Annotated in this window: 12 protein-coding genes and 1 pseudogene; 2 read left to right on the top strand and 11 right to left on the bottom strand. The window is 63.9% G+C overall.

What is annotated here, in order from left to right; translation table 11 throughout:
- Window positions 1-44: 44 nt before the first annotated feature.
- The 3 genes and pseudogenes from SADO_RS15315 to SADO_RS15325 all read right to left on the bottom strand — a co-directional run bounded on the left by SADO_RS15315 (window position 45) and on the right by SADO_RS15325 (window position 2,772).
- Entirely contained in the window at window positions 45-1,766 is a 1,722-nt protein-coding gene (locus tag SADO_RS15315; protein ID WP_353113265.1) for a putative bifunctional diguanylate cyclase/phosphodiesterase, read from the bottom strand.
- 66 nt (window positions 1,767-1,832) lie between these two features.
- A pseudogene (locus tag SADO_RS15320) lies at window positions 1,833-2,147 on the bottom strand (PAS domain-containing protein); the annotation flags it as partial.
- A 298-nt stretch (window positions 2,148-2,445) separates the two neighbouring features.
- Window positions 2,446-2,772: a hypothetical protein gene (locus tag SADO_RS15325; RefSeq protein WP_353112953.1), complete on the bottom strand. Its 327-nt coding sequence runs from the start codon at window positions 2,770-2,772 to the stop codon at window positions 2,446-2,448.
- On the opposite strand from SADO_RS15325, the gene SADO_RS15330 reads away from it, so the two are divergent.
- Entirely contained in the window at window positions 2,759-4,201 is a 1,443-nt protein-coding gene (locus SADO_RS15330; RefSeq protein ID WP_353112955.1) for an alanine/glycine:cation symporter family protein, read from the top strand. The genes SADO_RS15325 and SADO_RS15330 overlap by 14 nt on opposite strands.
- A gap of 214 nt (window positions 4,202-4,415) precedes the next feature.
- A complete protein-coding gene (locus tag SADO_RS15335) occupies window positions 4,416-5,114 on the top strand; it encodes a hypothetical protein (RefSeq protein WP_353112957.1) in 699 nt (232 codons plus the stop codon).
- Between the two features lie 121 nt (window positions 5,115-5,235).
- Here the strand turns inward: SADO_RS15335 and SADO_RS15340 are convergent, their stop codons facing one another.
- The 8 genes from SADO_RS15340 to mdcA form a co-directional block, all read right to left on the bottom strand.
- Complete coding sequence (locus SADO_RS15340; RefSeq protein WP_353112959.1) at window positions 5,236-6,462, bottom strand: Bcr/CflA family multidrug efflux MFS transporter; 1,227 nt, start codon at window positions 6,460-6,462, stop codon at window positions 5,236-5,238.
- A 63-nt stretch (window positions 6,463-6,525) separates the two neighbouring features.
- Window positions 6,526-7,461 (bottom strand): ACP S-malonyltransferase, encoded by a 936-nt coding sequence (locus SADO_RS15345; RefSeq protein ID WP_353112961.1) that lies wholly within the window; start codon window positions 7,459-7,461, stop codon window positions 6,526-6,528.
- A gap of 6 nt (window positions 7,462-7,467) precedes the next feature.
- Window positions 7,468-8,160, bottom strand: a complete 693-nt coding sequence (locus SADO_RS15350) for a malonate decarboxylase holo-ACP synthase (RefSeq protein WP_353112963.1) — start codon at window positions 8,158-8,160, stop codon at window positions 7,468-7,470.
- A gap of 18 nt (window positions 8,161-8,178) precedes the next feature.
- Window positions 8,179-8,979: a biotin-independent malonate decarboxylase subunit gamma gene (mdcE, locus tag SADO_RS15355; RefSeq protein WP_353112965.1), complete on the bottom strand. Its 801-nt coding sequence runs from the start codon at window positions 8,977-8,979 to the stop codon at window positions 8,179-8,181.
- Window positions 8,976-9,845 (bottom strand): biotin-independent malonate decarboxylase subunit beta, encoded by an 870-nt coding sequence (locus SADO_RS15360; RefSeq protein WP_353112967.1) that lies wholly within the window; start codon window positions 9,843-9,845, stop codon window positions 8,976-8,978. The genes mdcE and SADO_RS15360 overlap by 4 nt, the downstream gene beginning before the upstream one ends.
- Window positions 9,845-10,153: a malonate decarboxylase subunit delta gene (locus SADO_RS15365; RefSeq protein ID WP_353112969.1), complete on the bottom strand. Its 309-nt coding sequence runs from the start codon at window positions 10,151-10,153 to the stop codon at window positions 9,845-9,847. Before SADO_RS15365 ends, SADO_RS15360 begins: the two co-directional genes overlap by 1 nt.
- A complete protein-coding gene (locus tag SADO_RS15370; protein ID WP_353112971.1) occupies window positions 10,134-11,078 on the bottom strand; it encodes a triphosphoribosyl-dephospho-CoA synthase in 945 nt (314 codons plus the stop codon). The genes SADO_RS15365 and SADO_RS15370 overlap by 20 nt, the downstream gene beginning before the upstream one ends.
- The gene (gene mdcA, locus SADO_RS15375; RefSeq protein ID WP_353112973.1) at window positions 11,078-12,724 is read right to left on the bottom strand and encodes a malonate decarboxylase subunit alpha; all 1,647 of its coding nucleotides are present in this window, start codon (window positions 12,722-12,724) and stop codon (window positions 11,078-11,080) included. Before mdcA ends, SADO_RS15370 begins: the two co-directional genes overlap by 1 nt.
- Window positions 12,725-12,848: the final 124 nt, after the last annotated feature.

Here is a 12,848-nt window from a genome sequence, read left to right on the forward strand (position 1 = left end):
GGCCACCTGCCAACACCATGCGAGCGAGCGCCGATCGTGAACGCCTAGGAATTGAGTTGATCGACCGCGGCATCGCTTCGCGGGATACAAAGGCTCATCTGGCGCTCGCGCATGAACTGTTCGTACGCGGCGGCCGGCAACGGTCGGCTGAACAGGAAGCCCTGTTGTAGATGGCACTTCTGGGCCAGCAGGAAGCCGCTCGTGGCCTGGGTTTCCACACCTTCGGCTACGACACGCAGACCAAGGCACTGTGCAAGCGCAATGATGGTGCGCACGATAGCGAGATCGTTCGGATCGGACAGCACGTCCGAGACGAATCGCTGGTCGATCTTGAGCTGATCGATAGGCAGGCGCTTGAGGTAGTAGAGGGACGAGTAGCCCATACCGAAATCGTCCAGCGCGAAACGGATACCGCGTTTCTTGAGTTCCATCATGTGTTCGGCGGTTTCCTCCACGCACTCCAGGAGCGCGCTTTCGGTCAGCTCGAGCACAAGCTTTGCGGGCTCGATGGCTGTGGCGTCGAGCACGGCACAAATGTCGTCGACGAACCGCGCATCCCGAAACTGGCGCGCGCTGATGTTGACCGCGACCGATATCGGCGCCAATTCGGGATCGTCTGCCCAGTCCTGCAATTTGTGACATGCCGCGGTTATCACCTGTGTGCCCAGTTGCACAATCAAACCGGACGACTCGGCTACCGGGATGAAATCGTTCGGCTCGACCAGACCTCTTATCGGATGGCGCCAGCGCAATAACGCTTCTGCTGCGACCGTTGCGCCATGCAGATCCACCTGCGGCTGGTAGAACAGCTCGAATTCCCCACGCTGAATCCCGATCTGGATCTCGCTCTCGAGCGCGACGCGCGCATCGATTGCCGCCTGCATATGCGGTTCATAGAAATGCACCGCATGACCGCCCGTCGCCTTGGCGCGATACATCGCAATATCGGCCTGGCGCAGCAACAGGTCGGGCGTATCCTGCGTGCTGCCGAACGTCGCGACGCCAATGCTGCACGTCATACGGCGGTGCCAGAGCACGCTGAAATCGTAGGGCTGCTCGATCGCCCGCAGCACTTTCTCGGCGATCTGCTGCACGGCAATGATCACTTCGGCCTCGGTACTGCCGAGCCCTTCCATCATCACCACGAACTCGTCGCCGCCGAAGCGGGCCACCGTATCCTGGGCGCGCAGGCAAGACATCAAGCGGCGTGCCACCTCCAGCAGCATCTGATCGCCTGCCTGGTGCCCAAGCGTATCGTTCAGGGTCTTGAAATCGTCGAGATCGATAAAGAAAAGCGCGCCGGAGGCGTTATCGCGCACGGCACTGCGAACCGCCTGGCCGAGACGGTCGAGCATGAGGCGACGGTTGGGCAACCGCGTCAGCGGATCATAAAAGGCAAGAAACTCGATCTGCTCCTCGGTTGCCTTGCGGGCACTGATATCCCGGATGACGCCGAACATGGCCAGCGGCTCATCCTGCACGTCCTGCTCGACTCGGCCCTGAGCCCAGATCCAGCGCAACATGCCATCCACGCGCCGGATTCGGCATTCAAACTCCCATGCCGTGTTCGTTTCTCTCGCCTGCGCGAGACTCTGAATGACGTGAGCGCGATCGGCTTCCACCACATGATCCAGAAAGGTTTCGTAGCTCCATTCCGGCAAGATATTGTCGTAACCGAAGATGCGATCGTGCAGGTCGGTACGCCACGCCGCATTGGTACGCAGATCCAGGCTCCATGCGCCCAGCTCGCCCGCCTCCAACGCCATCTCAAGCCGCTCCGATCGGCTCGCGTCCGACGACGCATCAAGCGATCGCCGGGTGATGATCAGTGCGGCGCCGTCCACCGCCCCGTCGGCGTTGCGAAACGCATAACAGGCAACAAGTGCAGGGAGCCGGGCCTCGCCGGCGCAAACCAGACTTACACGTGTCGGCTCGGATGCGACGCCTTGTCGGTACTGCCTTTCGATAAGCGAAGCAATACTTGTGCATTCAATAAACGCGTCGATTGAACGACCAATCAGCGCCGCCGTGCTATCGATTCCGAGCAGTGAAGCCAGCGCCAGATTCGTAAAAAGAATATCGCCCTCGCCGTCGATGACGCAGAGCGCTTTCTCGGAGACTGAAGCCTGTCGCTGGGTACCCACCATCAACCACGCCCTCGCGGAACCGCTGCGGCGCTTCCTGGTGTTTAACCCCGGATTCGCCCCTGAAACCTGGTCCGTCTTTTTTAACGAAACGAACGCAGGTCTAACGATATTTGCAGTTACCTAATGATTAATGGAGTGCGTGTCTTGCTGCAAACGAATTCGCGCTGCATCAATTCTCATTTTGGGAAAATTTCAATACAGCGTCGTGACTTGGCCCATGTAGGCAATTCGTAGCGGACAGGCGCCGGACCAGCGCCTAAAGCATGGCGTTGGCAAAAACGCGCAACAACCTCGAATGTCAGCTTTCGAGCACAATCACGATGTGCGCACAAAGGCGCCCTCCCGGCACGAGAACCGCTCTCCACACGCGCTCGCCCCACGCCGCGCGATTATCCCCCGGGCTAGTTTTCGATTGCCGCACCAGGCATTCGGCACTGGCCTTTTTTGCGCCTCCGGTGTATTTGTTGCAGGTGAGAGGCTGAATCGATCGGTGAAATTGGGGGAAGCAGGCGCGGCCGAATGGCCGAGGGGTGTCGAACTGATACGTCCGGCGCACCGGTTGTTCTTCTTCCGCCTTTTGCCGCTGACACACCAAGAATAAAGGGTTCGCGATGTCGACCGTCATTGATTTCGTCAACGGCATTCTCTGGGGTTATGTGCTCGTCTACGGGCTGCTGGCCGTGGGCGTGTTCTTCACCATTCGATTGGGATTGCTGCAGTTCCGCCACTTCGGCGAGTTCTTCCGCGTCATCATCGGCTCGCGCGGCGCGACCGCCGACGGCATTTCACCGGTTCAGGCACTGACTATCAGCCTGGCGTCACGCGTTGGAACGGGCAATCTGGCCGGTGTCGCGGTCGCCATCTATCTCGGCGGGCCGGGTGCCGTGTTCTGGATGTGGCTGGTCGCCCTGTTCGGTATGGCCACCGCTTATGCCGAATCCACTCTAGCCCAGCTCTATAAAGTGCGTAACGCGGATTCGCAGTACCGCGGCGGTCCGGCCTTCTATATGGCCAAGGGCGTCGGTTCGCGCCTGATGGGGATCGTGTTTTCCATCTGCCTGCTTGCCTGTTTCGGACTGGTGTTTTCTGCGGTGCAATCCAATTCGATTGCCGAGGCCATGGACTCGGCCTTCTCCATACCCAAAGTCGTCAGCGGCGTTGCGGTAGCTTTCGTCGCCGGCGTGGTGATGTTCGGCGGCATCCGCTCGATCGCGCGTGTGGCCGAAAAGGTCGTGCCGATAATGGCCGGCCTCTATCTGTTGCTGGCGCTCTACGTCATTGTGGTGAACATCACCGAAGTACCGGGCGTATTCGCGCTGATCGTGAAATCCGCGTTCGGTTTCGAGCAGGCGGCGGGCGGCTTCACCGGCGGCATCATGGCCACCCTGTTGAATGGCGTGAAACGCGGCATGTTCTCGAACGAGGCGGGTATGGGTTCGGCACCGAACATCGCTGCCGTAGCCGTACCCGACCCGCATCATCCGTCGAGCCAGGGGCTCGTCCAGGGTCTCGGCGTATTCATCGATACCCTGCTGATCTGTACCGCAACGGCCCTGATGATCCTGCTGTCGGGCGTCGTCGACTACGGACCGGACGGCGTGACCGGCATGGAGCTCACCCAGAACGCGCTCAGCGAGCATATCGGCTTCGCGGGGCCGGCCTTTGCTTCCGTCGCGATCCTGTTCTTCGCGTTCACCTCGATCATCGGTAATTACTCCTACGCGGAGAACGCGATGGAATTTCTCGGACTGGGGCAACGCACGCCGCTGAACATACTCAAGATCGGCGCACTGGGCATGGTCGTATGGGGCGCGCTGCAGCCGGTCACCACGGTGTTCAATTTCGCGGACGCGACCATGGCGATGATGGCCACGATCAATCTCATCGCGATCCTGATTCTGTCGAAAACCGTCTACACGCTCACTCGCGATTACTTCGCCCAACGCAGCCAGGGTCACGAACCCCTTTTCCGGATCAAGGATCATCCGGAGCTGGACAAGGGCATCGACGCCTCTATCTGGAATCGCGATGTCGAGGCGGAGCGTGGCCGCTAGGCACGCCATGCGTAGCGACGGCGTCAGGCGCGCGGGAACGGTTGTTACTCGTTGAATCTGCTGTAGCTCTATGTCCTAGCGCACTGACCCGCGTCGTCTTTTTCTGGGGCACGTATTGTGCTTTCAGCGCGATCGCGCCAATATAAGGCGTGATTGCGTTTTTGCATGCGTTATTTCGGCCCGGCCGACAGTCCGCCGGCAGGATTAAGAGGCGATGAAAACCCCGCGCAGTATCGGTACCCGAGCCGCCTGTGCCCTGCTGCTGGCAGCGGGCGCGGCAGGCGTGTTCGCGTTCACCTATATCGATCGTGCGCCGCAGCCGAGCGAAGATTCCGCGCGTATACAGGCTGCCGCTCCGCCGAAGCCCGCAGCACCGAAACCATCCGTGCCGACCCAGACGGCGCCCGCCGCCGCCGAACCCGCTAGCAACGTGGCGCTGCGCCTGGACGACGCAACGGATCTGCAACCCAGCGAACCGCCCCGGCCATCTGCATCCCGCGCCGAAGCTCATATTGCCGCGAACGGCGTCGATGTCTCGGCCGCCGGCGATTTCGTGGAAAGCGACGAGCCGCTGCCCGGCCTGAATCTGCAGGTGCCCGAAGACGCGGCTGGTACCGAGCTTCTGGACACCAGGGAGCGCAAGGCAGACAAACGTGCAACGCCCGCGAAACCGGCCACCTCGAACATCGCGCTGAATGCCGAAGGCGAAGTCGAAGTGAACCCCGAAGTGGAATCCTTCAGCGTGTTCAATCCGGAATACGGCCTGCGCGGATTCATGAAGCAGAACTGGATCAACCAGCGGGTTGCGTTACAAGGTGGCTTCGGCCTCGACGACGATCGCCTCGACCAGACCGGCGACGACGATATCCGCGACAACATCGCAGTCGGCATGGGCCTGATCCTCGCGTTCTAGGCGATTCATCTCGATCGCGCATCCGGAATCCGGCGCGCTCTCCATCCGGGACACTGCACGTCGCGCTTCGCTGTACTCGAACGCTTGGCCTGCCCGCCCATCAGCGCGCTTTTCAGCACCATCAGGCCCCGGCGTTTGCCGCCTGTTTGCTTCCGGCAACCGCGCGCAGTCCGAGGTAAGCGGCCGTCGAACCTGCAGATGCGACGCACATCACGATCGCCATTGCCGTCGCGTCGCCACCCAGTACGCCGACCAGCCAGGTGGCCGCCGCGCCGCAGCTGAACTGCACCACACCGAACAGCGCCGACGCCGCGCCCGCGGCGTCCGGCGCCATGTCGAGAAGGCCAGCCACGGTGTTCGCCCCGGCGACACCGACGGTCGATAACAGGAAGAACAACGGTACGGCCACGCCCCAGAAGCCGCCGACCCCGCTGAGCGTCGTAGCCAGCAGTACGGCCGAGCAGGCGAGCGTGTTGGCCACGCCCACACCCAGTAGCGTGAGATACCCGAAACGCATGACCAGTCGGCCATTGGCTGCGGTCCCCACAAGCATTGCAAGCACATTCGCGCCGAAATAGAAGCCGAACATCGACTCGTCGATCCCGAACTGATTGATATAGACGAACGAGCTCGCGGCCACGTACGAAAACAGCGCGCCGAACATGAGCCCGCCGCAGGTCAGGAACAAGGCGATCGGGCCGCGCCGCAACAGCGACACATAGCCTACGTACTGTGCGATCAGGCTGCGGTCACGCGTACGCCGCTCGGGCGGATGGGACTCGGGCAGCAGTACAGTCAACGCGACCAGACACATCAGCGCATACAGACAGAGCAACCAGAAGATGCCCTGCCAGCTGGCGAACGAAAGCACGACCCCGCCGACAATCGGTGCGACCAGCGGCGCGGTCGCCATGACCATGACCACGAACGACATCACGCTGGCTGCCTTCGCACCCTCGAAACGATCCCGCACGATCGCGCGCGCCATCACCGGCGCCGCGGCGGCACCGAAACCCTGGGCCGCGCGGGCGAGGATCAGCATGCCGATCGAGGTGGACAGCGCGCACACCACCGCCGCGATCAGGTAAAGACAGATACCGAAGTACAGAATCGGGCGTCGCCCGTAACGGTCCGACAGCGGCCCGTAGGTGAGCTGTCCGGCTGCCAGGCCCAGGAAGAACAAGCTCAGGCTGTACTGAACATAGGCCGGATCGACCGAGAACTGACGGGCGAGCCCTGGCATCGCCGGCAGGTACATGTCGATCGACAGAGGCGCGATCGCGGTCAGCATCCCCAGTACGGCGATGAATATGAAATAACGACCGCGGCTCTGCGGGACTGGCGCCATGCGCACGGCTCCTTGGACTGCACCCAAACAGTCGGAATGGCGGCGCGGCGTGCGGGATGGGACTCAGTCGTCCGAGGAAGCAGCGCGCCGGATCAGGGCCGCGGCATTATGCCAGCCGGCATCGACCACGGCCACGGCTTCGCCGCCGCTATCCATCGCCGGGTGCAAGCGCGTAAGTACCCGTGCCGGCGGCATCTCTACGGCCAGCGTGAAGCCCGATTCGTGTGCGATCCGCGCGGCGGCTGCCCAATACACGTTTCGCGCCATGTTGTAGATCAAGTCGTCGCGCACATCGCCCGCACGCCACAACCGCCGTCGCGCATTGGCGCTGAAATAGGCCAACTTCGGCGTACCGAACAGAGATGGTGGCGCCGTATCCGCCAATGCGTCGGCCGAGTCATCAAGCAATACGCAATGGGACGGCACCGCCATGTCCAGACGTGCAACACGCGATGCCCCGGCCTGGGTCGCCAGGGTATCCATCCGCGCGAGTGCGTCGTCGCGCCCGGCCACGACAATCTGCTGATCGCTGTTGACGTTGCCCACGTACACGATATGGCCTTCGCCCTGTACGTCCTGAACAAGCGCGCGCACCTGCGCCTCGGCTAACCCCAGGACCGCACTCATGCCATAGCCTCGCGGAAAGGCGTCACGCATGAGCGCACCGCGCCGAGCGACCCGCTTCAGCGCATCGCCGTAATCGATCGTGCCTGCCACGACGGCCGCAGGCCATGCGCCGATCGACAGTCCCATCACGGCCTGGGGCGCGGCACCTTCGGCCTGGAGATGACGCGCGCTGGCGACACCCGCGATGGTCAGCGCCAGTTGCACTGTTTCCGTGTCAGCAAGCGCTTCGGCGGTATCCATTTCCGCGCATTTGCGGCCAAGCACGGCTTCGGCCTCCGCTTTCGCCTCGCATACCGCGTCGCTGTCCGGCAGCGCTGCGAGCATTCCGGCGCGCTGGGCGCCCTGCCCGGGAAACGTGAAGATCACACCCATGCCGGATCAGCCCGCGCCAGGAATAGCCGCATCGCAGCGCGCAACATCATCGGATGCTGCGGCGCTCCAGGGATCGGAACTGAGAAACGGGCCCGCATCGCTCTTGACCAGAACTCGGGATGCCGACGACGCCCATTCAGCCAGCGCCATCGCGCCGGTCGGTGTTTCCACCTGCACGTCGCAGCGCGCCGAGGCCGCTGCCAATACGGAGCAAAGCGCTGCGGCCTCATCACGCGCCAACGGCTCGGGTCGACGAACCAGCAAATCAAGATCGGATTCGACGTGCGCTACCGGCTGGCCGGTTGCCAGTTCATAGCCCACTGCCCCGGTCACGCCCCAGGGCATGCCGAACCGCTTAAAGATTGCGGCGACATCGGCGCGTGCTGCAATCGCCGGGATCTCATCCCGGCGGGCCTGGCCCGACCAGACGTGGGCTGCTGCCAGCGATTCCGGCGTGCGACAGCTGCGGATCGCCGACGCATCGATCCAGTCGGCATGCCGTTCGCCGCGGCTCGCGCCGCGTACGCCCACGGGCAGACGATCGCCCTGCCGCGGCGCACGGCGGATCACCACCGGTGCGTCGTCGGCGAGTGCCTGCACCGCCCACTTCGGCACCGGTCCTTCGAGTGCACCGGCGGCGTCGAGCCAGATCAGGTCGTGCGGGCGAGCGATGCGGTTATTGCCGGTGTAGTCGAACATCGTGTTCGCTGCGCCCTTCTACCACTGCGCGCGCAAACGCTTGCGCACTTCGACCGAGGCTTGTCGGCCGGGATTCAAACGCGAGCCCAGATCGCGCGTGTCGGCGATATCGGCGAGCGCGTCCGCCAGTGCGGTACGCGCGGATTCGATATCGACCGGCGCGGGCGCCTGTGCGTTCTCGACACGGAACAGGCGATAAAGCAGGCCGAGGCTGTCGAAGCTGCGGATATCGTAGGCCATGGGCGTAATGGTCTTTGCCAGCGTTTCCACGCCCTCGACCGTGCGCTGCGTGACCCGTGCCGCGGCCTGTTTGCCCATCGCGTGGACTTCCACGCCGTCATCGTCGAGCGCGATCAGACGATTGGCCTGGTAGCCGTGGGCCAGGAAGGCCCCTGACATGGCCTTGCCGACGATCAGGCCGATCACCGGATGGCCGGCCGCACGCGCCTGCGCGTAGGCCTCCACGGCGGCAGCCAACGCCTGGTGTATCCCGAACGCTTCTTCGCTGCGGCCATACGCCTGGCTCGGCACATCGATCACGGCGACGATCGGTCGCTTGTCTTCGCTGTCCCGATCCGCGGCGCAGACCTCGCGCACGGCCTGGGCGATGGCCCAGCCCTGCTCCAGCCCGACTTCGCCGGCACGCGCCCGAACGAACGCGCTGTCAGGGTCCGGCACCACCGCGATATAGCGCGCGGAATGCCCGGCCAGCGGCGCATCGACCACGCGCACGCTGGCGGGATAGCCGTCGACCGGAGCTGCTTTATCCGTAAGCGCATCGAGCCAAGTCCGGCCGCGTTGAGACGGATGGTCGTTCATGAGCTGCTCCCGGTTGTCCCGAATTCTTCGGTTTTGAACGCTTCCCGTACCCAGCCCGCTTCGGCGCGTCGCGCGGGATCGATGGAGCGCAGGCGCTTCAGGCTCGCGTCGATCTCCTGGGTACGCGCCAACGCGCGTGCGGGCTCGGCTACCGCACGGGTGATCTGTACAGCGATCGCCTGCGCGTCGTCGTTGCAGAGCGTTTCCGTCAGACCCGTTGCATGGCGCTGGGCGCCACCGGTCAGGCTCCAGATCATCGGCCGATCACGCGAATCGAACTCGTCGACACCCGCTTCCTGCTCGATCACCTGCGGGCCATTGAGGCCCAGGCGCGCTTCGCGGGTGACGATGAGTTCCGAACACAGTCCAGCCGCAATCGACATGCCGCCAAAGCAACCGACAGGGCCGGTGATCACGCCGACTACCGGCACGTGGGCCCGAAGTGCGACGATCGCGGCATGAATTTCGGCGATGGCCGCGAGGCCGCAGTTGGCTTCCTGCAAGCGTACGCCGCCGGTTTCCAGCAACAGCACAGGCACGACCGGCTTGCCGGCGCGCGCGTCTTCGAGTGCCAGTTCCAGCGCGCCGGCGATCTTGGCGCCGCCGACTTCGCCCATCGATCCACCCTGGAAGGCCGGCTCGATCGCCGCGCAGACGACGTCCGTACCATCGATGGTGCCGCGCGCAATCACCACGCCGTCGTCTGCCTGGGTGACGATGTCCTGCAGACCCAGCCAGGGTGAGCGCAGGCGCTCGAAGGGGTCGAGCAGTTCTCGCATGCTGCCCTCGTCGAGCAGCCCGGAAACCCGGGCACGCGCGCTGCGCTCGACAAAGCTTTCGCGTTCGATAAGTGCTGCGGTATTCATCAGCCTGCTCCCGTGCCGGCGGCGTGTTCCATCGCCTGGGCGATACGCAGACGCACCACCGCAGGCGTGGCGCCGAAATCATTGATCTCCAGTGCGACGGCCGGCTGGTTCGCGTCTGCAAAGATACGGTTCACGACCGCCGTCCAGATATCGTTCACACCATCGACCGAGGTGTTGATCTCGACGGTTGAGCGGCCATCGGTGCCCGGCTCGAGCAGCACTTCGAGATCGCCCGAACCGACCACGCCGGCAAGCGCGCGGCGGCCGGCCGGCGCACCGGCTTTGTAATCAAGCGACAGTCGTTGCATGAGCGTTCTCCTGTACAGGTTCGATAGACGCTCGCCGCCCGCCGAGCTGATTGCTGGCGGCTGTTTCGAGCGCGTCGATGAAAAGCGTGGCGGCCAGCAGGTCGGCGCTACCACCGGGCGAGGCGTTCAGGGCAATGAGGTTGCGGTCGAGCCCCGCCAGCTCGCGCGCGCCGCGGCATGTACCGACGCCGCCGAGCTTGCCGATACGCGCAGCCTGTGACTGCATCGCGCGCAATCCCTCCAGGCCCGCGCGGCTGAGTACGCAGGTATCGTCGAGTACGCCCATGAGGGCGACCAGGGCATTCAATCGAGCAACGCGTTCGCTGCAGCCAGCCTTACGCCCCGCGCGCAGCGCCGGCAGGCCGGCGTCCACGATCTGGGCGAAACCACTCGCCGCCTCGCCACGCGCGCCGGCCACGCCGTAGTTGCGTATGGCCCTCTGGCCATTGGAACAACGCGCTGGCGACACGGCCGGGTCCTTGATGACCGCCATGCGCGCGACCCAGTCGAGCAGCACATCCGCTTTCCACCGACCCGGCTCGGCAGCGGCCGCGGACACCAGCAGGCCGAGGCACCAGATCGCCCCGCGATGGGTGTTCACGCCATTTGTCGCCAGCAGCATGCGGGCCTCGCTCTCACGCCCGAGCAGCCCGAGTTCGGCGCGTAGACGTACGAGATCGCGTTCGCGTGTGGCTGCCACGGCGGCGTCGTGGAAGCCCAGATGCAGCGCGTCGGCCGAGGCACGCATCAGCGCATGGGTCATGTCCTGATGCGCACCACTGTCACGGGCGTCGACCAGGCCCGGTTTGGGCGTGAGATCGACCTCTGCGCGCAAGGCATCGGTCGCCGTATCGGCCAGCATCGTAGCCAGCGTGCGGGCGCGCACGTCTACGCCGGCGTTACTACCATCACTACCACCATCCATTACCAGCTCCTGAAGCGTGCCGGCGGCTCGTAGAGCCCGCCCGACCAGTCGACCAGATCGGCGATGCTGCTGGCGGCCAGCTGTGACCGCGTCGCCTCGGTACGGCTTACGCCGAGATCCTCGGGGAAGCGAATCTTGTCCTGTTCGCGCAGCCGGCGCGTTGTGGCCGGATCTGCGCTCAGGCCCAGTGGCGTAACACCGGCAACGGCCGCGATCATCGCGCGACGTTCGTCCAGCGATTCGGCCTTGTACAGATAGGCCAGCCCCTCTTCCGTGAGCAGATGCGTCGTATCGTCGCCATAGACCATGACCGGGGCGAGATCGAGCTTGGCTTTTTGGGCCACCGTGACCGCATCGAGCTGGTCGACAAACGTCGGGTTCAGTCCGGCCTGAAAGGTTTCGACCATCTGCACGACGAGTTTGCGCCCGCGCGCCATCGGGTCGTTGTTCGGCGCGAGGTTCGCCCAGGCCGGCGTGGCATGACGACGCCCGCGCGCGTCACAGCCGAGGTTCGGCGCACCGCCGAAACCGGATACGCGCGAGGTCGTCACGGTCGAGGAATTGCCGTCCGGATCCATCTGCAGGGTTGAGCCGATGAACATATCGGCGGCGTAATGGCCAGCGAGCTGACAGAAGGCGCGGTTGGAGCGCAGCGAGCCGTCCGCACCAGTGAAGAACACGTCCGGCCGCGCGGCGACATAGTTTTCCATGCCGAGTTCGGTGCCGAAGCAATGCACGGTCTCTACCCAGCCGGATTCGATTGCCGGGATCAATGTCGGGTGCGGATTGAGCACCCAGTTCTTCGCAATCTTGCCGCGCAGGCCCAGCTTTTCACCGTAGGTCGGCAGCAGCAGCTCGATGGCCGCGGTATTGAAGCCGATGCCATGATTGAGAGAGGTGACGCCGTGCTCGGCGTAGATGCCCTTGAGCGCCATCATCGCCATGAAGATCTGCACGTCGGTGATATGACGCGGATCGCGGGTGAACAGCGGTTCGATATAGAACGGCTTGTCGGCCTCGACGACCACATCCACCCAGGAGCCGGGGATATCCACGCGATCCAGCTGCGAGACATCGTCGACGATCTCGTTGGCCTGGGCGATGACGATACCGCCCGAAAACGCGGCCGCCTCGACGAGTGCCGGAGTGTCTTCTGTCGACGGGCCGGTATAGAGATTTCCGGCGCGGTCGGCCTTGAACGCCGCGGTGAGCACGATCTTGGGGATCAGGTCGACGAACAGCCGCGCATAGAGCTCGATATAGGTATGGATCGCGCCGACCTCGATCACGCCGTCCATCATCAGCTGGCCGATACGATGGCTCTGGGTGCCGGAAAAGGCGAAATCGAGCTTTCTGGCGATGCCTTTTTCGAACACGGCTAGATGTTCGGGCCGGCCCACGCTGGGCTGGATCATATGCAGATCGTGCACGCGGTCCGGGTCGAGATCGGCAAGCGCTCGCGACAGGAAATCGGCCTGCTTCTGGTTGTTGCCCTCCGCGATCACGCGATCGCCCGAGCGAATCAGCGCGTGCAGTGCGTCCGGCACGCGTTCGCGGGCCAGCACTTTCGCGTCCAACCAGGGCGCGACACCGTCCATGCGTTCGCGCTTGTCGTCGCGCCGCGTCGTCCATTTGCGTTCGGTCATGCTGTGTCCTGTCTTGCGGTCGGGCTGGCCTGCACGGCGCTCAAGTTAGAATGCGGCAGGCGGCGATTCAATAAACCCGCCGTTTGGTTTGTTAACGTCGATTCTTCAGGCACGGGACGGCCAT

The sequence above is a fragment of the Salinisphaera dokdonensis CL-ES53 genome, assembly GCF_040361215.1.
GTDB lineage: Bacteria > Pseudomonadota > Gammaproteobacteria > Nevskiales > Salinisphaeraceae > Salinisphaera > Salinisphaera dokdonensis.